The sequence below is a fragment of the Staphylococcus auricularis genome, assembly GCF_051172115.1.
Taxonomy (GTDB): domain Bacteria; phylum Bacillota; class Bacilli; order Staphylococcales; family Staphylococcaceae; genus Staphylococcus; species Staphylococcus auricularis_A.
Genome location: NZ_JBPIZN010000001.1, coordinates 1 through 23328 on the forward strand (window position 1 = coordinate 1; position 23328 = coordinate 23328).

General features: G+C 34.1%; 39 protein-coding genes and 3 pseudogenes. 37 read left to right on the forward strand and 5 right to left on the reverse strand.

What is annotated here, in order from left to right; genetic code table 11:
- From ACSBRB_RS00005 to ACSBRB_RS00015, 3 genes and pseudogenes are all read right to left on the reverse strand, one after another.
- Positions 1-533 (reverse strand): annotated as a pseudogene (locus ACSBRB_RS00005) (restriction endonuclease subunit S); the annotation flags it as partial.
- 195 nt (positions 534-728) lie between these two features.
- Positions 729-887 (reverse strand): hypothetical protein, encoded by a 159-nt coding sequence (locus ACSBRB_RS00010; protein WP_435031044.1) that lies wholly within the window; start codon positions 885-887, stop codon positions 729-731.
- Positions 888-1010: 123 nt separating this feature from the next.
- Positions 1011-1649, reverse strand: coding sequence for a S24 family peptidase (locus tag ACSBRB_RS00015; protein WP_053027814.1), 639 nt, complete (start codon positions 1647-1649; stop codon positions 1011-1013).
- A gap of 191 nt (positions 1650-1840) precedes the next feature.
- Between ACSBRB_RS00015 and ACSBRB_RS00020 the strand changes: the two are divergent.
- Positions 1841-2100 (forward strand): annotated as a pseudogene (locus ACSBRB_RS00020) (helix-turn-helix transcriptional regulator).
- 158 nt (positions 2101-2258) lie between these two features.
- Here ACSBRB_RS00020 and ACSBRB_RS00025 read toward each other — a convergent pair.
- Positions 2259-2813: a hypothetical protein gene (locus ACSBRB_RS00025; RefSeq protein ID WP_435031046.1), complete on the reverse strand. Its 555-nt coding sequence runs from the start codon at positions 2811-2813 to the stop codon at positions 2259-2261.
- Between the two features lie 49 nt (positions 2814-2862).
- Here ACSBRB_RS00025 and ACSBRB_RS00030 point away from each other — a divergent pair, with 49 nt between their 5' ends.
- The 5 genes and pseudogenes from ACSBRB_RS00030 to ACSBRB_RS00050 all read left to right on the forward strand — a co-directional run.
- Positions 2863-3741, forward strand: a complete 879-nt coding sequence (locus ACSBRB_RS00030) for a DUF3102 domain-containing protein (RefSeq protein WP_435031047.1) — start codon at positions 2863-2865, stop codon at positions 3739-3741.
- Between the two features lie 12 nt (positions 3742-3753).
- The gene (locus tag ACSBRB_RS00035) at positions 3754-4248 is read left to right on the forward strand and encodes an ORF6C domain-containing protein (RefSeq protein WP_435031049.1); all 495 of its coding nucleotides are present in this window, start codon (positions 3754-3756) and stop codon (positions 4246-4248) included.
- A gap of 58 nt (positions 4249-4306) precedes the next feature.
- Positions 4307-4474 carry a hypothetical protein gene (locus tag ACSBRB_RS00040; RefSeq protein WP_435031050.1) on the forward strand — a complete coding sequence of 56 codons (168 nt, stop codon included), beginning with the start codon at positions 4307-4309 and terminating at the stop codon, positions 4472-4474.
- A 104-nt stretch (positions 4475-4578) separates the two neighbouring features.
- Positions 4579-4719, forward strand: a complete 141-nt coding sequence (locus tag ACSBRB_RS00045; RefSeq protein WP_435031052.1) for a hypothetical protein — start codon at positions 4579-4581, stop codon at positions 4717-4719.
- Positions 4720-4788: 69 nt separating this feature from the next.
- Positions 4789-4863 (forward strand): annotated as a pseudogene (locus ACSBRB_RS00050) (hypothetical protein); the annotation flags it as partial.
- A gap of 29 nt (positions 4864-4892) precedes the next feature.
- Here ACSBRB_RS00050 and ACSBRB_RS00055 read toward each other — a convergent pair.
- Positions 4893-5081 (reverse strand): hypothetical protein, encoded by a 189-nt coding sequence (locus ACSBRB_RS00055; protein WP_325966596.1) that lies wholly within the window; start codon positions 5079-5081, stop codon positions 4893-4895.
- A 55-nt stretch (positions 5082-5136) separates the two neighbouring features.
- Here ACSBRB_RS00055 and ACSBRB_RS00060 point away from each other — a divergent pair, with 55 nt between their 5' ends.
- The 31 genes from ACSBRB_RS00060 to gpG all read left to right on the forward strand — a co-directional run bounded on the left by ACSBRB_RS00060 (position 5137) and on the right by gpG (position 23164).
- Positions 5137-5427 (forward strand): DUF771 domain-containing protein, encoded by a 291-nt coding sequence (locus tag ACSBRB_RS00060; protein WP_107393177.1) that lies wholly within the window; start codon positions 5137-5139, stop codon positions 5425-5427.
- A gap of 6 nt (positions 5428-5433) precedes the next feature.
- Positions 5434-5625 carry a hypothetical protein gene (locus ACSBRB_RS00065; RefSeq protein WP_435031053.1) on the forward strand — a complete coding sequence of 64 codons (192 nt, stop codon included), beginning with the start codon at positions 5434-5436 and terminating at the stop codon, positions 5623-5625.
- Positions 5609-6094 (forward strand): siphovirus Gp157 family protein, encoded by a 486-nt coding sequence (locus ACSBRB_RS00070; RefSeq protein WP_435031055.1) that lies wholly within the window; start codon positions 5609-5611, stop codon positions 6092-6094. The genes ACSBRB_RS00065 and ACSBRB_RS00070 overlap by 17 nt, the downstream gene beginning before the upstream one ends.
- A 12-nt stretch (positions 6095-6106) precedes the next feature.
- Positions 6107-6730 carry a Sak single strand annealing protein gene (locus ACSBRB_RS00075; RefSeq protein ID WP_435031057.1) on the forward strand — a complete coding sequence of 208 codons (624 nt, stop codon included), beginning with the start codon at positions 6107-6109 and terminating at the stop codon, positions 6728-6730.
- Complete coding sequence (locus ACSBRB_RS00080; protein WP_435031059.1) at positions 6730-7128, forward strand: single-stranded DNA-binding protein; 399 nt, start codon at positions 6730-6732, stop codon at positions 7126-7128. The genes ACSBRB_RS00075 and ACSBRB_RS00080 overlap by 1 nt, the downstream gene beginning before the upstream one ends.
- A gap of 246 nt (positions 7129-7374) precedes the next feature.
- Complete coding sequence (locus ACSBRB_RS00085) at positions 7375-8094, forward strand: conserved phage C-terminal domain-containing protein (protein WP_435031061.1); 720 nt, start codon at positions 7375-7377, stop codon at positions 8092-8094.
- A 9-nt stretch (positions 8095-8103) separates the two neighbouring features.
- Positions 8104-8463, forward strand: coding sequence for a replicative helicase loader/inhibitor (locus ACSBRB_RS00090; RefSeq protein ID WP_225309989.1), 360 nt, complete (start codon positions 8104-8106; stop codon positions 8461-8463).
- Positions 8456-9691: a DnaB helicase C-terminal domain-containing protein gene (locus ACSBRB_RS00095; RefSeq protein ID WP_435031063.1), complete on the forward strand. Its 1236-nt coding sequence runs from the start codon at positions 8456-8458 to the stop codon at positions 9689-9691. Before ACSBRB_RS00090 ends, ACSBRB_RS00095 begins: the two co-directional genes overlap by 8 nt.
- On the forward strand, positions 9688-9909 hold the full coding sequence (locus ACSBRB_RS00100) for a hypothetical protein (RefSeq protein WP_435031064.1): 222 nt from the start codon (positions 9688-9690) through the stop codon (positions 9907-9909). The genes ACSBRB_RS00095 and ACSBRB_RS00100 overlap by 4 nt, the downstream gene beginning before the upstream one ends.
- Positions 9887-10126, forward strand: a complete 240-nt coding sequence (locus tag ACSBRB_RS00105) for a DUF3269 family protein (RefSeq protein WP_435031065.1) — start codon at positions 9887-9889, stop codon at positions 10124-10126. Before ACSBRB_RS00100 ends, ACSBRB_RS00105 begins: the two co-directional genes overlap by 23 nt.
- A gap of 175 nt (positions 10127-10301) precedes the next feature.
- Entirely contained in the window at positions 10302-10706 is a 405-nt protein-coding gene (locus ACSBRB_RS00110; RefSeq protein ID WP_435031066.1) for a RusA family crossover junction endodeoxyribonuclease, read from the forward strand.
- A gap of 2 nt (positions 10707-10708) precedes the next feature.
- Positions 10709-10891, forward strand: coding sequence for a hypothetical protein (locus tag ACSBRB_RS00115; protein WP_203072013.1), 183 nt, complete (start codon positions 10709-10711; stop codon positions 10889-10891).
- Between the two features lie 12 nt (positions 10892-10903).
- Positions 10904-11341, forward strand: a complete 438-nt coding sequence (locus ACSBRB_RS00120; RefSeq protein ID WP_435031067.1) for an SA1788 family PVL leukocidin-associated protein — start codon at positions 10904-10906, stop codon at positions 11339-11341.
- A gap of 162 nt (positions 11342-11503) precedes the next feature.
- On the forward strand, positions 11504-11860 hold the full coding sequence (locus ACSBRB_RS00125; RefSeq protein ID WP_435031068.1) for an HNH endonuclease: 357 nt from the start codon (positions 11504-11506) through the stop codon (positions 11858-11860).
- A gap of 306 nt (positions 11861-12166) precedes the next feature.
- On the forward strand, positions 12167-12451 hold the full coding sequence (locus ACSBRB_RS00130; RefSeq protein ID WP_435031772.1) for a MazG-like family protein: 285 nt from the start codon (positions 12167-12169) through the stop codon (positions 12449-12451).
- Positions 12452-12671: 220 nt separating this feature from the next.
- Positions 12672-13265: a hypothetical protein gene (locus tag ACSBRB_RS00135; RefSeq protein ID WP_435031069.1), complete on the forward strand. Its 594-nt coding sequence runs from the start codon at positions 12672-12674 to the stop codon at positions 13263-13265.
- 12 nt (positions 13266-13277) lie between these two features.
- Complete coding sequence (locus ACSBRB_RS00140; RefSeq protein WP_435031070.1) at positions 13278-13481, forward strand: DUF1514 family protein; 204 nt, start codon at positions 13278-13280, stop codon at positions 13479-13481.
- Between the two features lie 58 nt (positions 13482-13539).
- On the forward strand, positions 13540-13986 hold the full coding sequence (locus tag ACSBRB_RS00145) for a DUF722 domain-containing protein (protein ID WP_435031071.1): 447 nt from the start codon (positions 13540-13542) through the stop codon (positions 13984-13986).
- A 606-nt stretch (positions 13987-14592) separates the two neighbouring features.
- On the forward strand, positions 14593-14883 hold the full coding sequence (locus ACSBRB_RS00150) for an HNH endonuclease (protein WP_150888424.1): 291 nt from the start codon (positions 14593-14595) through the stop codon (positions 14881-14883).
- Between the two features lie 152 nt (positions 14884-15035).
- Positions 15036-15341, forward strand: coding sequence for a P27 family phage terminase small subunit (locus ACSBRB_RS00155; protein ID WP_107393148.1), 306 nt, complete (start codon positions 15036-15038; stop codon positions 15339-15341).
- Positions 15334-16968: a terminase TerL endonuclease subunit gene (locus ACSBRB_RS00160; RefSeq protein WP_435031072.1), complete on the forward strand. Its 1635-nt coding sequence runs from the start codon at positions 15334-15336 to the stop codon at positions 16966-16968. Before ACSBRB_RS00155 ends, ACSBRB_RS00160 begins: the two co-directional genes overlap by 8 nt.
- 11 nt (positions 16969-16979) lie before the next feature.
- A complete protein-coding gene (locus ACSBRB_RS00165; protein WP_435031073.1) occupies positions 16980-18146 on the forward strand; it encodes a phage portal protein in 1167 nt (388 codons plus the stop codon).
- Between the two features lie 55 nt (positions 18147-18201).
- A complete protein-coding gene (locus ACSBRB_RS00170; protein WP_435031074.1) occupies positions 18202-18978 on the forward strand; it encodes a head maturation protease, ClpP-related in 777 nt (258 codons plus the stop codon).
- A 12-nt stretch (positions 18979-18990) separates the two neighbouring features.
- Positions 18991-20292, forward strand: a complete 1302-nt coding sequence (locus ACSBRB_RS00175) for a phage major capsid protein (protein ID WP_435031075.1) — start codon at positions 18991-18993, stop codon at positions 20290-20292.
- Positions 20292-20456, forward strand: coding sequence for a hypothetical protein (locus ACSBRB_RS00180; protein ID WP_198648049.1), 165 nt, complete (start codon positions 20292-20294; stop codon positions 20454-20456). The genes ACSBRB_RS00175 and ACSBRB_RS00180 overlap by 1 nt, the downstream gene beginning before the upstream one ends.
- Before the next feature lie 4 nt (positions 20457-20460).
- The gene (locus ACSBRB_RS00185; RefSeq protein ID WP_435031076.1) at positions 20461-20739 is read left to right on the forward strand and encodes a hypothetical protein; all 279 of its coding nucleotides are present in this window, start codon (positions 20461-20463) and stop codon (positions 20737-20739) included.
- Positions 20732-21076: a phage head-tail adapter protein gene (locus ACSBRB_RS00190; RefSeq protein WP_435031077.1), complete on the forward strand. Its 345-nt coding sequence runs from the start codon at positions 20732-20734 to the stop codon at positions 21074-21076. Before ACSBRB_RS00185 ends, ACSBRB_RS00190 begins: the two co-directional genes overlap by 8 nt.
- Positions 21073-21468 (forward strand): HK97-gp10 family putative phage morphogenesis protein, encoded by a 396-nt coding sequence (locus tag ACSBRB_RS00195; protein ID WP_435031078.1) that lies wholly within the window; start codon positions 21073-21075, stop codon positions 21466-21468. The genes ACSBRB_RS00190 and ACSBRB_RS00195 overlap by 4 nt, the downstream gene beginning before the upstream one ends.
- Positions 21465-21881, forward strand: coding sequence for a hypothetical protein (locus ACSBRB_RS00200; protein ID WP_203071902.1), 417 nt, complete (start codon positions 21465-21467; stop codon positions 21879-21881). The genes ACSBRB_RS00195 and ACSBRB_RS00200 overlap by 4 nt, the downstream gene beginning before the upstream one ends.
- Before the next feature lie 30 nt (positions 21882-21911).
- On the forward strand, positions 21912-22769 hold the full coding sequence (locus ACSBRB_RS00205) for a major tail protein (protein WP_435031079.1): 858 nt from the start codon (positions 21912-21914) through the stop codon (positions 22767-22769).
- A gap of 89 nt (positions 22770-22858) precedes the next feature.
- Positions 22859-23164, forward strand: coding sequence for a phage tail assembly chaperone G (gpG, locus tag ACSBRB_RS00210; RefSeq protein ID WP_150888717.1), 306 nt, complete (start codon positions 22859-22861; stop codon positions 23162-23164).
- Positions 23165-23328: the final 164 nt, after the last annotated feature.

Below are 23328 nucleotides of genomic sequence, written 5' to 3' on the forward strand. Positions count from 1 at the left end.
TGTGAGAATATTCTTTGCATATAACCTTTTTTCTGAGCTTCTAATTGCTCAAGTTTTTTCTCTTCAAGTTCAATTTGCCGGTCGATCTTACTGAAGAAATCGCCAATTTTTTGTTGTTCTATCTGTTTTGGAATAAACTTTTTAATTTTTTAATCGTTGCTTTACTTAAGCTGGGGACGCCAGTTGATTCATCATATTTTTGTTAAATTTATTTTTTTAAATAAATTTAACAAAAATAAAGTATCATTATTATTTTTAGATGTACAATAAAATAATGTATCGACTGTCCAAAATGGGGGGATTAATAAATATGGTTTATTAATTGTCCCTTTTCTTCCAATTCCTATGGCTAAATCATCGCAAAGATAGTCTGATACACTTGATATATAGCCTCCTGTGCCATATACAGGATATGATCCTTGTTTTAAGTGTTTATAATCTTTTCCAGAATTAACGAAAACAATATTATCCAAACTTTGTTCTTCCCACTCTTCATTAAACTCTGGAAACCTGAGTTCTGGTTTCATTCTCATCACACCTATGTATTTATTGTAACATCTTTATGCTGCAAAATATTCTTATATTCACGTTCGACTCGATAGTCATTTATATTTGTTGGACTGTTCATTTTACTTCTCCTTGGGTATCATAGAATTTTCGCTCCTTCCAATACTTATTTATTATATTATATACTCTTTAGTGTTCATATTGACAATTTATATTAAACCTTAGCTTTCATCTACTTTACTTTCAATAATTTTAAGCACCTGTCTTACTTTATGAGATGTGATATCTTTAGGTAAAGAATAGGTGAAGTAATTATTTTTATTCGTTTTAACTTCGTAAACAATTTCATTTAATTTTATTTTGCAGTTTAAAATTATCAATTCTTGTCTCCTTAAAATAGATAAATTCAATATACCTCATACAATCTATATACTCTCAACGGGTCAAACGTAATAGAGTAATTGGCGTAGTGGAATGTGATACATATAAAGTGCGTACCACATTCACTCAAAAATTTGATAGTTATAAATCACTTTACCTATCACTTCAATTTCATCTGTATTGTCAATATCATATGTATTCGTTTTAAACTCATCTGAATAACTGACAGGGTCTAAATGTAATTTTGTTTCTGTTCGTCTCACTCGTTTTACAGTATATTCACCACCCAAACGCAAAACTAAGATATCGTTATTATTCAATCTATAATCTTGGTTGCGTCTGTAATCATGTATAATGATATATGAGCCATTAGATAACACTTTGTTCATGCTATCTCCGTTCACTTGTAAAGCAATACACTCTTTAGGGTTTCGACCATTAAAAGCAATATCAGGAACTTCTAATTCTTTAGTATCAACTTCCACAGTTTCGAAATTACCAGCTGACACTTGACCGTAGTAAGGTACTTTGAATTGAGTGTTTATATTAGGCATTTCTACTTCTTCCACTTCACCTAACAAATAACTTTTTGAAACATTAAATAAACTAGAAATCTTTTCAACCATTCCCATTCTCGGCTCGTTTTTACCGTTTTCCCACATTCGTATTGTTCCTTCTGAAACATCTAATTTTTTAGCCATTTCAACTTTTGATAATTTGTTTTTCAAACGCACTTCTTTTATCGAATTTTTAAAAGCCACTTCAAAACCCTCCTTATATAGCAATTTTTTAACTACCTTTATTATACTATGAAAAATCATAATTTCAATACATAAAATACGATAATCAAAAATAAAAATTCGATTTTTTAAAAACAAATTATGAAAAAGGCTTGATTTCGTATTTTAGATACGATATACTTAAGTCAGTTCTTAAGCAAGGAGGAAACAAAATGAATGATACTAATCAAACGCTAACTTTAGAAGAATGGCGTAAAAGAAGACGACATACTCAAGAATCATTTGCTAAAGCTCTTGGTATATCATCTTCAACTTATAATATCTGGGAGAACAATCCTGACATGATTAGACCTAAAGAAGCGTTTAGAATTGCTAAAACGTTAGAAGTCTCAATTGATGAGATTATTTTTTAAAAGATAAATCGTATTTTAAATACGTTTTAGTTGAAGAAAAAGAACCACAAACAACTTAAAGGAGATGAAACAAATGCAAGAACAAAACAAAAAGCCTCAAACTACTCATGGCAGTGAGCAGAGTGAGGATAAGTATTCAGTCCAACACTTTAAGGGTGGACTAACAGTCAAATGTAAGAATGTTACCTTACATCAGAGTGAAAAATTATGAACGAACTTATAACAATTCTTGCAGGTAGTGTTTCTGGATTAATTCTTGTTTTGGCAATGCATTTCTATAATGTTCTGTCGAATACATTTCAGAAAGTAGCTGTGTGGATAATTGCGGTAACTTTAGTTCTTTTGATAACTTTTCCGATTCTTGTAAAGACTTTTTGATAATTAAATGACTGTGGTAATCAAGTATTTTAGCTAAAACTTCTTTTTTCTGAATGTCTTTATCTAAAGTTTCATGATTGTACTTTTTAAGTGTCAAATTATACTTTTTCCAATTTTCAAGTATTGCATTAGGCACATATTGAAAGTTCTCGATGATTATTTTAGATAATTTTTCATCGTGATAATAAGCAATGAAAGAAAAAAAGTCTAACAGTGATTGAGAAGGCAATCCATAGCACAACTTTAAAATTTCGCTGTAGTAATTATTGTATATTTCTTTCTTAACTGATTTTTCATAATTACTTTTAGACGCGACTAATCCTAATAAATAAGATACAACAACTGCAATTATCGGAACTATCATTTTAAGAAATTCTTTATAACTATCGTTCAAAAACTAATCACCTCCTAATAAGGAGTATAGCAGAAAGGAGCATAAACGATTGAAAGAATTACAACTCAGCAACGACTTAACCACAATAGAAACGGAAATCAAGAGTTATCAAAATATTGCAGGTCAATCTATTTTCGAGATTGGTCGAAGATTAAAGCATGTGAAAGAAAATGACTTAGCACATGGAGAATTTGGTAAGTGGTTAGAAAACATGAATTTTAATCATAGTACTGCGAACAAAATGATGAGAGTTTCTGAAAAATTAAATTCGTATACGTATACGAATTTGGGGTTAAATGCTTTGGATATGATAGCTACCCTACCTGAGCCTGAACGCACCAAAGAACATACTACATCAAAGGGTGAAGTTAAAACACCTGATGAAATGACAGTTCGAGAGTTACGCGAATTGAAGAAACAACTCAAACAACGTGACGAACAAAACGATCAACTCCAATCTCAAGTAGAACAAGCACAACGATCCGAAGAGATTGCTAAAAAACAACTAGAGGACGCAGAGAGTAGAGAACCGGAAGTGATTGAGCGAGAAGTTGTTAAAGAAGTTGTACCGGACGAAGTAAAACAACAACTCGAACAATTCAAGCAAAAGTTTGAGCGTGAAAGTAACAACGCTAATGAACTACGTGATGAATTACAGAAATACAGAAACAGTTTCAGCGACCCTAACCAAGCGTATGAAGAAAAAGAATTAACGAGGTTAGAACGTGAATCAAGTATCAACGCACATAAGATTTCAATTAGCATACAAAACTTTATCAAAGAGAATTCAGTAGAAACATACAGACTCGATACCGTTATCAAAGCAAACCCGAAATCGAAAGAAAGATTAGAAGAAAATGTAGCTTTGCTTAAAGAATTCACAAGTAATTTAGAGGCAATGTTAAACGGAAGAATCGTCGTAAATTAGGAGGAAAACAAAATGGCAAAACAAAAAGATGAATTAATCTTTTTACAAAATCATATCAAGCAAACAAATGAACAAGGCCAACAGTTAGAACAAGTTATAAACAGAATGCTAGACATGGAAGACCGAATTGAGAATCGAGTTTCATACGTTGAAGACATGGTCGAAGAAATCAAAAAAGAAGTTCCTATCACATATGAGCAACAAAAAGAATTGCAATCAATTGTTCAAACTAAATCAAATCAATTCACACGACAATACTATAAAAACGGATTTCCAGTAGACGGAAAATATCACAATGAATTATTCAAAAAGAAAAAAGGTCAATTCATCCGGGCAATGTGGACTAGAGTCAAAGAATATTTCAACGTACCACGTTATACAGCGATACAAAAAGTTGACTATGACCGTACAAAAAAATTTGTAGAAATGATAGATTTCAAAGATTTCAAACCTCTTGAATTAGAAGATAAAGCGAGTTGGAATATACCAGGATTAGTAGAGGAGTAATACCCACAATCGAACAAACAAAATAGGCCCCACCATTCATAAGAAAGAAGTGAAAGTGATGGAAGAAGAAAGAGTTAATTTGAAGAGATTAATTGAATCTGAAAATGAAGATCTACGTATACCCACATTGTTTATAAAATTGCAATCATTTTTATACAAAAACAATGTAAGCGTAGAAGAACGCAAGGTGCTATCTCGCATTTTCCACGCTTACTATGAAGATTAAAAATCAACTCGATCCATAAAGAAATCATTTAAATCATAGGAGTAATTTTTATTCACCTCCTTTCATAAGGAGATAAAACAAGTATAGCAGAGAGGATGAGAACCATGTTAAAACGTTGGAAAATTCATAAAGAGAAGAAAAAGTTAAAACTCGCTTTGTACAAATCGGCAAACTCAAGCTTAAAAAGAAGTGATAGCCCTGAACTATTGAGGGTAGTTGCAGAGCTATTAAAAATCCTTAAATAAATTCTAAATAGAGAATATCACAGCTGGTTGCTTTAAAGGTAATAAAAGATGAATAAAGGAGGTCAAGCAATGAATAAATTATATAAAATAACCCTCCTTACTACAATGGCAGTTGTAGCTTGGAAGGTTTGGAAAATAGAACAGTTATATGAAAGCGGATATAAAGAAATAAATTATGAATCGTATAAGCCTTCAGCAAACTTTATTGCTTCGATGTATTCGTAATAGAAAGTTCTACGGCGTTTCTTTAAATATTCATTATAAGCGCTTCTATTAGAGAATTCTGAGATAGGTTTTGCATTATCCAAAGTTTGAATATAGGCAGCAGCAAATTCTGAAGGGTTTATTTTAATTTTATCCATATTATCACCTCCTTTCATAAGGGGATAACGCTAGTATACACGAAAGGAGCTAACCATGGCACAACTAACAATAACCATACCGCAAGAATATATATTAATTACACAAGACGAATATCAGCAGTTGAAAGAAAAAGAAAAACCTGTTTGGTGGTCAATGCAAGATTTAATAGATGAAACAGGATTTGAATATAAATGGCTGAAAGACAACATTTTGATGAATCCAAAGTATATGAAGCAACTTAAGCACTTCGTATATTATCCAGATGGCAACAAATGGGCATTTAATAGAGAACCTATGCAACAATTTTTGAAAGAAAATTTCGAAGACATATTTAGTAAAGGGTGAAAATAAATGAGCAATGCATATAAATCACACATTATCGCGACGCTATTCTTCGGAGTAATGGGAATATTGGCAACTCTTATCGGTGTCGATATAATCATCGCATTTGGCATGAGCTGGTGCGCAAGTATACTCGTTTTCTTCTTTTTCTATTATTTCTATTACGATGAGGAGGTTTTAACAGATGAACACAATGTTTGAACTCGGAGAAAAATATATAAAACTACTCGAAATAATCATTGAGGAAGGTGACTCACAGGTACTTCAAGACACATTAGACAGTATTAACGATGCATTGGAAGATAAAGCCGACGGATGCGTTGCGGTTATCCGAAGACTTGAAGGAGATAATGAAGCAATAGATAAAGAAATCAAGCGTCTTAGACGACGTAAAACAACGAACAAAAATGGGATACAAAGAATTAAAGAATCACTGCAATATACGATGGAAACAACCAATAAAGAGAAGTTTAAAACAAAACTTAACAGCTTTACTATCGCTAAGAATAAACCAAGTTTAGACGTTACAGATGAAAAGCAAATACCTAAGGAGTATTGGGTATCTCAGGCACCTACCTTAAACAAATCAGAACTACTGAAAGATATTCAAAACGGAGAAGACATCCCAGGTGTTGGAACGAAACAAACGAGAAGCTTAAGAATAAGATAAAGGAGTATGAGTATGGCAAATACCAACTTATTTAGTCAGTTGAACCAACAAGATGTTAACGACTATGTAGAACAAAAGAACGGGTTTAACTATCTATCATGGAGCTATGCGCATCAAGAGCTCATGAAGATTGACCCTAACTATGAATTTAGAGTGCATGAGTTCCCGCACCCCGAAGTAAGTAATGAACAATATTTCGTGCCTTATCTCGCTACACCTGAAGGCTATAGTGTCACGGTTTCGATTACTTTAAAAGGGATTACCAAAACGGAAACTTTACCCGTGTTGGATCTTAAAAATAAGCCGGTTCCATATAAGCAAGGAAACATGTTCCAAATTAATAAAACATATAAGCGTGCGTTTGTGAAAGCTGCCGCTTTACATGGTTTAGGCTTATATATCTATAACGGTGATGTGATGCCTGAACAACCCTTTGACGAGGCAACAGAAGCCGAATATAAAGAAGTAAGTGAGTTACTAGATAAACTATCACCCATGATGGAGATGACGCGTAAACAGCTCGCTAGACGTCTTAAAATTGATTTGAACAAATTGTCAACTCAAGATGCAGAAGAAGCTATTGTTAGATTAAAAAATGGCGTCAAACAATATGAAAACAAAAAGGAGCATAAATAATGATTAACAGAATTGTATTAGTAGGACGATTAACAAAAGATCCAGAATTAGTAACCACGTCATCAGGAGTTAACATTGTGAACTTTACACTAGCAGTCAACCGACCATATACAAACGCGAAAGGAGAACAAGAAGTCGATTTTATTAACTGTGTCGCTTTCAGAAAGCAAGCCGAAAATATTAATAAATATTTAAGTAAAGGTAGCTTGGCTGGTGTAGATGGCCGTATTCAATCTCGGAGTTATAAAGATAAAGACGGCAAGAATGTATATGTTATAGAAGTGTTATGTGACAGTGTTCGATTTCTGGAGCCTAAGCGTAACAATACAAAACAGGAAGATTCATCTAAGGATGTTTTTAAAGATAATAATATAGCGGAGGATGATTTGCCGTTTTGATTTATTGAATTGAATATTTTTGTAGTTGAAAGGAGAGGGCAGATGAAAAAAAGCGACCATATCATTTATTTATCTTTAATTCTTTTAAATTTAATAGCGCTTGTTCTTTCGGTAATTTCTCTGATAGTTCAGTTTTAAAACTGCCTATACTAGTAAAAATTTCAAATTCATATGATCTCAATAACTTTTCTGAATCGATTACGATAAACGCTTCAAAAAATTATAACAGAAAGGAGATGAGAAATAGTGGGAATCATTAGAGCTAAAAAAACATCTGGTAATTACTTCATAGCTAGTAAACATTACGTAGAAGATGAAACACTATCGTGGAAAGCGAAAGGGCTTATGAGCTATCTGTTTTCTAAACCAGATGACTGGAAAATTTATCAATCTCAGTTAGAGAAAATTTCTACAGATGGGAGAATCAGCGTTAGATCAATTATTAATGAATTGATAGAAAAAGGCTACATGAACAGAATTCCATCAAGAAAAGATAACGGAGATTTTAACGGTTACGAATATACTTTGCATGAAAAACCGCGATGCACATTTCACGACTACGCGAATCACGACAGCGCGAAACGCGACGTCGCGAAACCTGCAACTACTAATAATGATTCAACTAATAATGATTTAACTAATAATAATAGTAATAGAGTCGACCACTTCGCATATAAAGAAATTATTGAATACCTAAATAGAAATACAGGTAAGAAATTTAATTTTAGAGCTAAAGCAAATCAAGAATTAATCAAAGCTAGATTTAACGAGGGTTATTCTAAAGAAGATTTCTTAAAAGTAATAGATAACAAAGTAGCTGAATGGATCAATGTTGATTCTATGAAAGATTACTTACAACCATCTACGTTATTTAGAAAAAGTAACTTTGATAAGTACTTGAACCAAACTGTTAAACAACCAACGAAAGAAGCAAATGTTTTAGATAAATTGATGAAGGAGGAATAACCATTGCCAATGACTAAAAAAGAAGCCGTAACCATACTCAAACTATTAGAGGATGTATATGACATAGGCTTCAATCAAAATGAGAGTAAGGCAAAGACATGGCTTAATTTCCTTATGGAAGATGGAGACTATGAACCTTCACTACAAATGGCAAAACGTTATATTAAAAATGGAAATACGTATCCTCCTAAGTTACCACATATATTAAAAGAACATCCTAAAACAGTAAAAGAAGCACCGATTGATGAAGAAACGGCAAAACATCGTTGGAGAATGGAACATGATTCAGCATATGTGGCACGGCGTAAAAAGATATTAGATGAATTCAAGGAAAAGCTCAATGCATTTGAGGTGCACAACCATGAATGAACGACATGAGATTGAAAGTACGATTGTTGGTAGCTTGTTACAAAAACCAGAGTTAATCGAGCGATTACGTGTCAAACCAGAAATGTTTACACACGAAGGTATGCGTACGTTTATGGCATATGTATTTGAAACAGGGAAAGTTGATCATAATGAGATATATTTAAAAGCAACAAAAGATAAATCGTTTTTAGATATCGATACCATGTCAAGCTTGTACAACTCAAAGTTTATTGGTTATGGATTCTTTGAAAGGTACCAACAAGATTTACTGAATCTATATCAAATCGAACAAGCACAAAATGTATTACAAGCATTTAATGCAGACCCTAATATGGATCGCTTTGATGACATGTTAAACAACCTTCAGAAAGTCAGTTTAATCAGTGCACATGAAGAGAGAGGGACAAAACAAATTGTTGAGCACTTTGTCGAAGAATTGTATAGCGAAGCACCTAAGCAACGTATTAATACAGGTTACAAGCTTATGGATTACAAAATAGGCGGTTTAGAACCTACACAGCTTGTTGTTATTGCTGCGAGACCTTCGGTCGGTAAAACAGCATTTGCACTTAATATGATGCTGAATATCGCCTTTCAAGGTTACCAAACTTCTTTTTTCAGTTTGGAAACCACAGGCATCGCTATATTGAAACGTATGTTGGCAACTGTAACTGGCATTGAACTCACACGAATTAAGGAGATCAAAGACCTTAACGATAAAGAGTTAACAAAACTCACAACGGCTGCAGATAAAATACTTAAACTCGATATCGATATTCACGACCAAAGTAACGTCACAACACATGATATACGTAAGCAAGCTATGAAGAACCAAACAGCTCAACAAGTCATCTTTATCGACTATCTCCAACTGATGCAAACAGATCAAAAGTTAGATCGTCGTAATGGGATTGAGAAGATATCACGTGATTTAAAAAATATCGCTAATGAAACGGGTGCCATCATTATCTTACTTTCACAGTTGAGTCGTGGTGTTGAATCAAGAAATGATAAGCGACCGATGTTATCTGACATTAAAGAAGCTGGAGGCATAGAAGCAGATGCAAGTTTAGCTATGTTGCTATATCGAGATGATTACTACAACGCAGACGATGTAGATGATTTCGATAAATCTACGGTTGAGTGCAACATTGCTAAAAATAAAGACGGTGAAACGGGTGTCGTTGAATTTGAATACTACAAAAAGACGCAGAGGTTCTTTACATGACGGTATTTGAATATCAAAAATTACTTGGCACGATGTACCGAGAAGATTATCGAGATGATTTACTTATAGCGCAATTACTGATTGAGGTTGGCTGGGCAGTTAAGCGATTGATAAATAATGGGACAATATCGCCGTTTGATAGCTACGAAAATGTTCGTGAGTTAATTATGGATGAAACAAAATGGAGGGACGAAAATGGGATATATCAAAGACCCTGAGAACCAATACAATTTATGCGATAGTCAAGGACGTATCGCTTTTGTAGTCTATCCGTTAGGCTATGATTCCAACGTTTTAATTAGCAAAAGCGGTTGGAGATATACAAGTAAAACATCGTTACGTATGAGTGATGAAGAGTTAATGAGATTTAAGGCAAATCGAGGTTTGTATTACGAAGAAGAATTAAACAAACAAATGGAACTATTCGATGATTAATGATTTTATCTAAAACGTCTGAGAAAGCTCACAGAGAGCTTATATAAGCGTTTATATAAAATAGGTAAAATAATACAAGAAATAATATAAAAACCTGTAATGAGCTTATTAGACGCTCATATGAGCTTTTAAATACTTTTGTACACAATATATGATAAAATTAGAGGTGTAACGATTGGAAATAGAGATTAAATTTAATGATGTGCAACAAGCACCGAAAGGTGCACCTCGACCACGTTTTAGAAATACAGGCAAATTTGTTCAAACTTATATGCCCGCTTCATATACACAACATAAACAATTTATACAAAAACAGTTACCACAAGCGATGCTAGAGACGAATTTAAAAATAGAAATATATTTTTATTACAAGCCGCCTAAGAGTTGGTCGAAGAAAAGAAAACATTTCGTCATGGGACAATATAAGGAAACAAAACCAGACATTGATAACTTAATCAAGACGGTACTTGATGCAGGAAATAATCATTTATGGAAAGATGACAAACAAATTGTAGAAATTCATAGTTTTAAACAATACGCGGAGAATCCGAAAATAATTATGAATGTTGAGGAGGTGTAAAGGTGGAACAAAAAGTAAGGATTGCTTATACACTGAAATTCAATCACACGATTACATGGGATATTAATTATAACGATGATACACAAGAACCGGAAGAAGAGATTGCTGACGATATAGAAAAGCATCCAAATGACTATATGGATGGAAATATCACTGATATAGAATTAACTTATTTAGAATGGTAAGGAGAATCGGACATGGAATTAGCAAGAGGTCGAAAAGTCGAAATAAAAAACAACCAAATTTATTACGTATTAATGAAAAATGGAGAGAAAATATACTTACCCGTAGAAGCGGTTCATCAAGCAGAGAAAAACGGGATTAGTTGGCACACGATATGGAATCGAATCCATAACTTAGACCACACAGTCGATCAAGCATTGACCCAATCATTTACAGAAAAGGGCGTCGATGATCTCATTGAAGAAGCAACACTGAAAAGATTACACGATGAAGAACGTGAGAGATTAGCACGAATTGAAAAACGAAAAGAAGCCAAATTACGAGAAAAGAAACCTTATTTATTTAATGTGCCACAAAAGCATCAAATGGGGCGATATGCGAAGCGTCTTTTTGAACATAACGCAATGGTTAAAATTAAAAAAGATAAATACGGTAGAGTACAAAGGGGATGAAAGAACAGAAAGATTAATTGAAAAATTGGAGGAAAGCCAATGAACATACAAGTGGCAACGAAGTTAGCGATGAAAAATGCGAGACCGATACATCGAATAAGTAATTTTGATAAAAATAGAAAACCAGATAAATAAATTATATCAGAATAGGAGATAATTGATATGAACGAACTAATTAAAGCAGTTGAACAATGGAGTAGAGATGAAGGTTTACACAATGACAATTCCGATTTTAAATTAATCAATGATTATCCTAACTATGTTATAAGCAAGAACGGAGACGTAATAGCACTATCGTACATCGGTGCTTCAGGACAAAAAAGAAAAATGAAAGTGCTAAAACAAATCACAAACGCCGACGGATATAAAAATGTCATTCTTTTAAATAACGAGGGTAAGAAATCATTTAGAGTTCATCGTTTGGTTGCACAAGCATTTATACCTAATCCAAAAAATAAAGAAACTGTAAATCATATAGATGGAGACAAAACAAACAACAAAGTTGATAATTTAGAATAGTCGACTAGAAAAGAACAAATGACACACGCTTATAAATTAGGATTGAAGAAAACAAATAACATTATGATTACAAGCTCTAATATAAAAAGTTGCAAACCTGTAAAAGTATATGTAAAGGAAACTAAAGAATTAATTTATTTTTTATCCGCAAGAGATTGCTCAAGACACTTTGGTTATTCGGATAGATGGTGCGATAAATTATTGAAAGAGATGAACGGAGAAACTAAAAAATATTTGTTTGAATATGTTTCTATAGATGAGGTTAAAAATAATACTGATAAAGTTACGTTTGCTACATTAGTTAGATTGATTGAATATTGGTCTTTCGAAAAAGGATTGCATAAATCCAACTCTGCGCAACAAACATTGAAGACGCTTGAGGAAATGGGTGAAGTTGCTGCAGCACTTTGTAGAAACGACAGAGAGGCACTCAGAGACGGCATAGGCGATGTTATCGTTACTTTAGTGATATTAGCTCAACAAAACCATATGACGCTACAAGAGTGCTTAGAACAAGCTTATGGAGAGATTAAAGACCGTAAAGGCAAAATGTCCGAAGATGGGAGTTTCATTAAGAGTTCAGACTTATAAGCATAAGGATATTTACGAAAGAGTTAAAGCATTGATTAAGGGATGAGGTGATTGATTCTGGTACGTAACTTCATAATCGATATATGCTGTTTAGCTGTTAGTTTCTTGTTAGCATGGGCATTAAATGCTTCTGAATTTATATTTGTTACTGCATTTGGCATGTTCGGTGTGTATAAGCTTATTGATTCCTTTGTGTATAATGTCATTAGGGGTGAATAAGTTGGAAGAAACGTTAATAACTAGTATAGCTACATTAGCAGGAGGTACTTTAATATATGTGGGTAAAGAAGTACTTAGGTTTATATTTGATTTAAATCTTAGTAGAAAAAAAGTCAATATCGAACATGTCTATCCCATTTATTTGTCATGTTTCAAACAAGCTAAAAAAGCGATCGGAGCACGAAATATCCCTAATGAGAATGATAAATTTGTCAATATTTTCGATGAAAATACCTATCTAGATTTAGATGATACACAAAAGGATATCTATAGAACAAACTTACCTTACAGACAATATATGAACTTACGTCATCGTTTAAATTTATTAGAAAGATATAAGATAGAGTTCAACAATGAAATTAGTTTAAATCAAATGTTTTTTAAAAGGCGATTTGTACATAAGACAATTGAAGTCGTTCAAGCATTAGAAGATGATATTTCATATTTAAGTGAATGGTTGGCGACGATTGAAGCACAAAAACAAGAGATTGACATGTCAAATATTATAAGCTCATCCTACAGTGATAAGTTACAGTTATATGAAGACTACTTAGACCGATTCGAATTAGAGATTAAAAAGCAATTTAAAATATGAGGTGATTAATGAATGATTTGGATTATTATCAGTATTATTGCGAGTATAACAGCGCTTATTTTAATTGCGGACAACAAAATTAAATCAGATAGAATTAAAGCGTTGGAATATGCATTATTTTATATGACGTTGGAAAAGATAGGACAAGATGATTATGAAGAAAAATTAAATAAGTTGCAGAACATTATTCCGTATCAACGTCCGAAAGATAAATAAGAACAATGGATGTGTGCTGATATTATGCTTAAAGATATTGAATTGAGGCGGATAATGAATGAGACTAAGTAAGAACGATTATTCTAAATTAGAGGAATATTTCAAGAATTATAATGATCTCAAAGAACAACAAAGGTTTAGACGATACGAAATATTGTATAGACCTTCTGATAACAACAGTGGTGGTGGTAAGACGAATATACCTCATTCGCCTGTAGAAAACGAAGTTATGACGTTGAACAAAGATTTGAAGTATAGAAATATTGCCGCAGCTATTCAAGCAGTCGAAGACGTATATAGATTATCTACACCAGAACAAAAGTTGTTGATTGAGTATCGTTATTGGGATAAAGATCCAACTGTATTTGAGTGGGAAGATATCGCACATGAAATGACTAAGTTGCGAGATGACAATAAAATCATTAGTCGTCACGCAGCACTACGTATGCGTAAACATATTTTGATGGCATTAGCTAAACGGATTGGATGGGTGACTTTTGGGTAACCGCACTTTCCGGGTACGTGAAGTGCGCTTCGAAAAGAGATATTATGCTAGTATAGAAAATTTAGAGGTTCACTCAGTTTAAGAGATAGAGCTGAACATATAGTAATCATATTAAGCGAGAGCATCATACATAGAGTTGTATGGTGCTCTTTGTATAGAGGTGATGGGATGCAGTTGGTGGTTGTATACGGTGCACCTAAAAGCGGTAAGACGACATATTTACAACAACATATGGAAGAGCAAGACATCGTTTATAATTACGATATATTGAAAGAGGCGATAACGTCAAAGGCACAAGGCTTCCATACGAACGCACATCAGCTACTACTCAACATACGGGATGCGATGCTTGATTATGCAAAGTGGAATGATACAGGCACGATGTATGTCATTACGACATTCATATCTAAAGTCATCATGCGTCGTATTAAACAGATAGATGTAGAGACAAGATATGTCAGGATGGATACGCCAATGCGAACATGCATGGAACGATTGCGTGAGTCTGATGTAGAAGACAAAGCCGATCAAGAGCAAGTCATTCGTGATTGGTATAAACGCTATGGCAATCAACCAGCAAGCGATCGTGTTGTAGATAAAGAAACGATGCGCTTCTATAAGTCAAAGCAGTGGCGCGATGTTAGAGAGCAAGTATTGAAGCGAGATAACTATGAATGCCAAGCATGCAAACGTCAAGGGAAAGTTACAACGATAGATAAATCCAAACATAAATCGTTGGATGTTGACCATATTTTAGAGTTAGAAAGTCATCCAGAACTTGCCTATGATATGGATAACTTGGAGACGCTTTGTGTGAGTTGTCACAATAAAAAGCACAATCGATATCAATCAAAATGGAAAATGAAAAATGAAAATTCAAAAGATGAAAAATGGTAAATTTATTTTTTGATTTTGAAAATATAAAATTTAATTTTAAAATTCAACTCCCCCGACTCAAATCAAATTGCGTACAATTAAGTAGGGGAGAAACGGCGATAAGGGGCTCGATTTCGAAAGTGCAAAATGCTAACCACAAAAGGAGGATACAGATGAATAAAGACGATTTAAGAGCTTATTTGGAGTCACAGCTCGATATGAATAACCAAACGAACCAAGAAAAGGTTAATCGCTACATTAAGCTTGTAGATGTATTTGAGAACCTTAGAGAAGCCATTGATGATTATGGTTATATTGTAGAAACAGAAAATGGAAGTCAGAAGTTTATTAAACCTAATCCTGCACTCGCAGAGATGAATAAAGTGAGTACTTCCATTAACAATTTAGAGCGTCTGATGAAGTTGGATAAACAAGAAAAAGATGACAAACCTAAAAAGAAAGCATTATTAGATGAATAAGCTACCTCAAGTTGTCACTGATTATATTGATGCGTGGCATGACGGCAAAATTAAACTTAATAAAGAACGTATTCAACTCATCGAACATTTAAATCGCTATGTATTTAGCAGAGATGACGTCTATTTTGATGAAAAAAACATCGAACAACTCATTGCGTTTGCAGAAAAATATTACTTTAAACTTGAATCATTTCAGAAATTTATTATTGCGTTTATTTTCTTAAAATATAAAGAAGATGACGCACTTTTTTATGAGCAATTTTTTATTATGATGGCACGTGGTTCAGGGAAAAATGGATTTTTAAGTGCTTTAGCGCATTATTTTATTAGTGAATTGCACGGCATTAAAAATTATAATATTTCAATCGTAGCTACATCTGAAGACCAAGCTAAAACATCCTTTGAAGAAATCAGACAAAGTATTTTAGACAACGAATTACAAGGTAATTTCGACCCTGCCAAAGGTCAGATCACAGGTTATGAGACGAATTCATACATTAAATACCGTACTTCAAACGCAAATACGAAAGATGGCTTGCGTGATGGTTGCGTGATATATGATGAAGTGCACGCATATGAGAATTGGGACACAGTTAATGTTTTCAGTTCAGGATTAGGTAAAACACGACACCCTAGAGAGTTCTTTATTAGTACTGATGGCATGGTCAGAGACGGATTTATAGACAAAATGAAAGAGCGCGTCAAAGATATTTTAAGTGGTGCTGAATTAGACGACCCAATGTTCCCGTTTATTTGTCGGATTGATGATGAAAAGGAAATTGATCAACCTGAAATGTGGGAGAAAGCAAATCCTATGTTTTGTCAACCGCGTTCAGAATACGCAAGAGGCCTTTTCAGAAAGGTTATGACGCAATATAAACAACTTCCTAACAATCCATCCAATAGACCTGAATTTATGACTAAGCGTATGGATTATCCTCAAGTTGATTTATCCCTTAATGTAACAAGTTGGGAAGATATATTAGCTACTAATCGACGCATTCCACCGTTAGAAGGAGAAACCTGCGTAGGTGGTCTAGATTATGCGGATATTAGAGACTTTGCGAGTGTCGGATTGATGTTTAAAAAAGATGGTGAGTATATTTGGAAAACACATTCGTTTGTTAGACAAGGATTTTTAAATAACGTCAAATTAAAACCACCAATTAAAGAGTGGGAGAAGAAAGGATTGCTCACCATTGTTGATGAACCCGTGATTGATATATCACACATTGTGCAATGGTTTGTTGAACAACGAGAAAAATATAATTTAAATGTGATTTGTGCAGATATGTACCGTTTAGATATCGTTAAATCAGCACTTGAGGAAGCAGGTTTCGAACTTGTTTATATACGAAATCCGAAATCAATTCATTCTATACTTGCGCCAAGAGTAGAGACCATTTTTAGTCAAAACCGTGTGATATTTGGCGATAATCCTTTAATGCGCTGGTTCACAAATAATGTCCAAGTCACAATTAAAAAAGACGGTAACAAAGTTTATGAGAAAAAAGACGAAGTGAGACGTAAAACAGATGGTTTCCAAGCCTTTATCCATGCGTTATGGATATCTGACAATTTCTTAAACGATGAAGAAGCGATGATTATGGACGATATTGACTTTTAGGAGGTTAGATAATGAGTATTTTTGATAAAATTGCTGGGAAAAATGAAGCTATTGACTTTAGTTATGACTTAGATTTTATTAAAGAAGCTTCAGAACGTGCTTATTTGAAACGTTGGGCGATTGATACATGTGTGAATCATATTGCTAGAACCATGAGCCAAACCAAATTCACAGTAGAAGACGAGGTCAATCAGAAAGACTATAGAACCGTGGAATATAAGTTGAATGTAAGGCCGAATACAGACGAAAGCGCAGCTACATTTTGGCAAAAACTAACGCGTAAATTAATTCTAGACAATGAAGTATTGGTCATTAAAACAGATACAGACGATTTAGTAATTGCTGATGATTGGGAACGTGAGGAATGGTCACTTTATGATGACATTTTTAAAAACATTGTAGTCGGGGATTACAAACTAGAGCGTAATTATCTGATGAAAGAGGTAATACATCTCGTTTTCAGCAACTCAACGCTCACCTCATATCTGAATGGGCTGTTTAGAGACTATGGACAGATATTCGGCCGTATGATTAAGATGAATTTAATGAGTAATCAAATCAGAGCCACCTTATCAATGGATAGCAACCAAGCGAATAACGAGGCAAATAAAAAAGCGATGCAAAATTTTATTCATAAAACTTACGAAGCGTTCGAAAAAAATGATATAGCCATCGCACCAGTTCAAAAGGGATTTGAATATAAAGAACACAGTTCAGGCGCTTCAGGAAATAAAGGGCAAAGCTTAATTGAAGACTTAGGCAAAGTCCCAGAACAATTATTAAAATTTGTAGCGCGTACTTTAGGTATTCCAGTGGGATTAATTTTAGGTGAAACTGCGGATGTTGAGGCAATGACTCAAAATTATATGAAGTTTTGCGTTAATCCACTGATAGAGAAAGTCACAGACGAGCTTAATGCGAAATTATTAAGCGAAAAAGAAAGCAAAAGCGGTGTCTATATTCAAGCATCATCAATTGATGAATACAATCCGATTGAAAAATCAGAAGCTATTGATAAATTAGTTGCCAGTGGGGCATTCACAAGAAATGAAGTTCGTAAAATGACAGGATATGAACAAGTGGACGATCCAGAAATGGACGAATTCATACTAACTAAGAACTATCAAACTCAAAAAGATGTAGAGGATGAAGAAGATTATAAAATTAAATTAGGATAACGACACACTGAATTCAAAGTGTGTCTTTTTTATGCCTTTTAAAGGAGGTGAGAAGTTGTCAGATTACGTTATAGACATTTATGGGCAAATTGACTCAACTGCTATAGATGAAAACATTGTAACCCCGCAACTCATACGACGGCAATTGAACGAGATGAAAGACGCTGAGTCCATTGTGGTCAATATCAACAGTAATGGTGGCGATGTGTTTAGTGGTGTGGCCATTTACAACATGTTAAAACGACATCCTGCCAAAATGATCGTTAATATTGATGGTATTGCAGCATCAATTGCTAGCGTTATAGCTATGGCAGGAGATGTGATTCACATGCCGAGTAATGCAGTCATCATGGTTCATAATGCTTGGTCAACAATGCAAGGGGATTCCAAGCAATTAAGGAAGCAAGCGGACGCGTTAGAAAAAATCAACAATGTCATTTATAACAGTTACTTATCAAGAAAGCTAAATATCAAAAGAGATGAGCTACAGTACTTGATGGACAATGAGACCTTTCTTACAGCTGAAGAAGCTAAGGAGATTGGTTTCATTGATAAGATTACGGCAAGCCAAAAATCGGCTGCTGCAATCCACAATATGATTTTTGGAGGGGAAGTAATGAGATACAATAATCGTTTTAGAAACGAAGATGAAGAAAAACAAAGTCAGCCATCACAACCAACTGCTGAGGATGTGATTGATTTATTAGAAGAAATTTTAGAAGTAGTTAAAGACACAAACGCAAAAGTAAAAGGAAAAGATTCAGAAGGTGACCCTAAAGAAAGTGAAGAACCTTCAAATAGTTTTGCTAGATTATTTAATATTTATAAATAAAGGAGTATTAACATGATTCAATTTAATAATAATGATAAATTTCAAAATTCAAAAGAAATTTTTAAAGAATTTGCGAACATGAGTAACCGAAGCACAGACGAACAAATTCAAAATAAGTACGCTGAGTATATGAATGCTTACACTGAAGACTTAGCAAACGCTATTCGAAGCGATATTCAGAAAGATAATTCAGATAGCAGTATTTTAAACTCACGTGGTCAACATCCTTTAACAACAGAAGAAAAGCAATTTTACAATAAACTTGTTACAGATGATGATTTAAACACTGAAGTGGGTTGGAAAGACGAAATTTTATTACCTGAAACGATTGTTGACCGTATCTTTGATGATTTAGAAGAAGATCACCCATTATTAAAGCACATCAATATCAAACGTACAGGATTACGTACGCGTGTGATTCGTTCTAATCCTGAAGGCCAAGTTGTATGGGGCAAAATCTTCAGTGAAATTCGCGGTCAATTAGATACAACGTTCTACGAACAAGACATTTCACTTGGTAAAGCGACAGCCTTTGTTGTTGTACCTAAAGATTTAGAAGATGCAGGTGTTAACTGGGTTGACCGTTATGTACGTACGCAAATCAAAGAAGCGTTCGCCGTTGCGATTGAAAAAACAGCGGTTCAAGGTAGAGGTAAAGCACAAGATGAACCAGTTGGACTCATGAAAGAAATTGATAGAACAACAGGCTCAGTAACAGATAAACCAGCATATCGCTCACTTACATTGGCATCACCTAAAATTGCAATTAAAGAGTTAAATGCAATTATTGCACACTTATCACTCAAAGAAATTTATGATAAAGACGGCAACGTTAAGAAAACTAAAAACGTGAATGTACTTAATAATGTCGTGATTGCACTAAATCCAGCTGACTACGTTTGGACATTGGGCGCATTTACGCAAGTGAACAACGGTCAATTTGTCAGTCCAGTACCGTTTAACGTTATTTTTGAAACAAGTGAATTTGTACCTCAAGGTAAAGCTGTCGCATTTGATAAACAACGTTATATGATTGGTGTCGGTTCTGAAACAATTGTACGTCGTTTCGATCAAACATTAGCGTTAGAAGATTGTGATGTATACACAGCTAAACAGTTCATTTATGGTGAACCAGAAGATAAATACACTTCATTTGTATTAAACTTAGACTTCTCTATACATGGCGCACCGCTTCCAACAGATGAAGAAGGTAACTCAGACGCACCAAATGAAGGCGCAGAGGATACTGAAGACTCAGTGAGCGCTCCAGAAAATGAAGAAACTCCAGAAGCCAAGCCTAAGGAGGTTAAATGATGGCTAAATTTAAAGTGTTAAATAGATTTAAAGACTTAAAGAAAGATGAAGTCCATGAAGCGGGTGAAACTGTAGATATGACGATTAAACGCGCAGATGAAATCAAAGCTAAATTAAAAGACTATAATAGAGACTTTTTAGAACGAATTGACAATAAGAAGTGATTAGATGATATCAGACGAATTAGTACAAACGTTTAAAGCGCGTAATCGTATTTTTTATGATATTGAGGATGAGCGTATTAAAAATGATTTAGCGTTATCTTATGCAGATATTGAAAGTAAATGTGGTTCGTTTGATATTGAACAATCTCCATCCGGTAAAGAATTGGTGCTGGAGCGAGCAAGATACGTATTTAACGATAAATTAGAAGCGTTTCATGATAATTTTCTTTCTAGCATCATTCAATTTCAGATAGAAAACAGCGAGGTGGAGGCTGATGAATAAAAAAGAATGGATCACAGGGGGGCACATGAAGACACCCGTCACTTTTTATAGAGCGGTGCCGAATGATAGCCCCGAACCAGGAGAGCATATTTCAGAGGTTTATTATCAATGTTTTGCTGATGCGTACGCACCATCAACTAAGGATTTAGAGATGACAAATAACGAGGCTGAGATTACATTAGAAACCTACTATCCTTTAGGATATAAAGTAACAACTGAAATGTACTTTGAAATTAACTTGCCTGCCTACAGCGAACAATATTTCAATATTCGTAGCATTGAAAATGATTTAAATAATAAAAAAAGCATTAAAATTATAGGAGTATTGAAAAAATGAGCGTTGAAATTGAAGGGGTAGAAGCGTTATTAGGCAAGTTAAATCAAAAGTATGGTGATTCTAATGTCAATAAAGCAACTGATCAAGCTCTTAACAAAGGTGCTAAGTATTATGAATCTCAAATAAAAAAGAATTTTGAAATTTTTAAAGACACAGGCGCCACTATCGATGAAATTAAACGCTCAAATCCGTATGCGGTTCACAAAAATATTAAAGAAGTGGCCATACATTGGCAAGGTAAGATGAACCGTTACGCTATCATCCACTTAAACGAATGGGGAACAGTCAAAAATCCTAATCCGAGAGGGAAAGGACAACTTCTAAAAACAGAAAGAGAAGCACGTAAACCTTATTTAAATATAGTAAGAGAGGAGATAAAGAAACAGTTATGATAGATATGATTGAACTTATTTATCTCCACTTAATGAAGAGTGACATGATTAGTGAACAGTGTAAGGGCAGGATAAAATTTTATGATTATCCCGAGACAGGAGATACAAGCGCCCCTTATATTTTGATTAGTCCTATCGGTGCTCCATTACCCGGGGAATTTGCGAGTAATAAAGAGCTTACAACGGACTACGTTTTCCAAATTGATGTGAGAGGGTCAGACAGAAAGCAAGTTAAAGCGTTGCAAGAAGAGATAAAACGCATGATGGAGTTGATTGACTTTCATGTCATAGGTGGCACAGACCAATACGATAGCGACATTAAAATATTTTTAGATGGTCGGCGTTACCAAGGTCAACCTTATACAGATGAAGCATTAAAACATATTGATAAAGACATTGCCCATACTGAGTAAGTAGGGCTTTTTTAATAGGAGGAATAATAAATGGGAAAATATAATTCATCTACAGGTTTAGAAAGATTTTATTATGGTGTATTAGATTCTAATGAGAAAGTAAAAAATGTAAAAGTTGTTGATTACTTAAAAGAAATTTCATTAGAATTTGATGAAGATTTGGAAAAAGCATATGGTTCAAATAAAGTAGCAGAAATCGCTAAATCAAATGGCGAAACGTCATTATCTGCGACTTTCCATCGTTTACCAATTGAAGCGCAACAAGATTTATTAGGATTAGTTCAACATAAAAGTTCAGATGGCGTGTATGGATTCTCAAATGCGACAGGTATTAATTATACCGCTTGTGTATTTGCACGTACCATGGAAGACGGTTCTAAAGAATGGTTCGGTCTGGGTAAAGGCGTATTCACTCGTCCAGCTAAAGAAGGACAAACAAAAGAAGATGGCGTAGAATTCGGTGAAGATGAAATCGAAGGTCAATTCATGGAAACTGATTTGGGTGGTTTTGATGATCAGTTAGCGGTTATTATGGCTTACGATGAAAAAGGACAAACCCAAGGACGTGATACAGTCTTTCAATCTGTTTTTGGAAAATCTTACAGTGAAGTGACAGAGGATTTAACTAAAGTTGAAGATGATTCCGAAGCGTCACAAGGTGGTAACGAAGATTTAAGAGATAAACTTAAAAATGGATTAGAAAATTTAAATCGTGATGAGCTTTCTGACCTTGTTTTCGGTATGCCTTATGATGAAGTATTAAAACAATTATCACCAAATTCTGAAGCAAGCGCAGAAAATAGCGAAGCTACGCCAGGTGAAGCAGTGACAGAATCTTCAAGCGGAGAAGAAGCATCAGAAACAGATGCAAATACTTCAGAACAATAAGTAAACAATTAAATATGATCAGATAAACATTAATTTAAAGAGGCGATATCAAATCGCCTCTATTATTTTGTAAAAAAGGAGAATAAATAATGGCTAAAAAATATATTGAATTAAGAACAGAAGATGGAAAGAAAAAACGTTATAACGCACCTACTTTTATTAAAGGTAGTGTAGCACGTGAAGGTTTAGCACTTGGTAAAAAGCTTGAAAAACAAGAGGAAGATTTCGACCCAGATATTATGTTAGAGCTCTATCAATTTATCGCTGATAAATTATACGAAGGAAAATTTACTGCCGAAGAATTTGAAGATGGTATTGATGCGAGAGAAATTTTAGGAGTTGCAATGGAACAACTAACTCAATCATTAGGCGACCCCCAGGAGAATTTGAAGTAGACGATAGCGATTTAAAAGATGAGGATTTTTCCTTTACGAAGCAAAAAGAGTATTTTGATGCTGTCGTATCTGAACTATATAAAATGGGTTATAAAGACCATGAGATTCAACAGGCAGATTTTTATGAAATGATACGCATCATAATGCAAACAAGTGATAAGCAA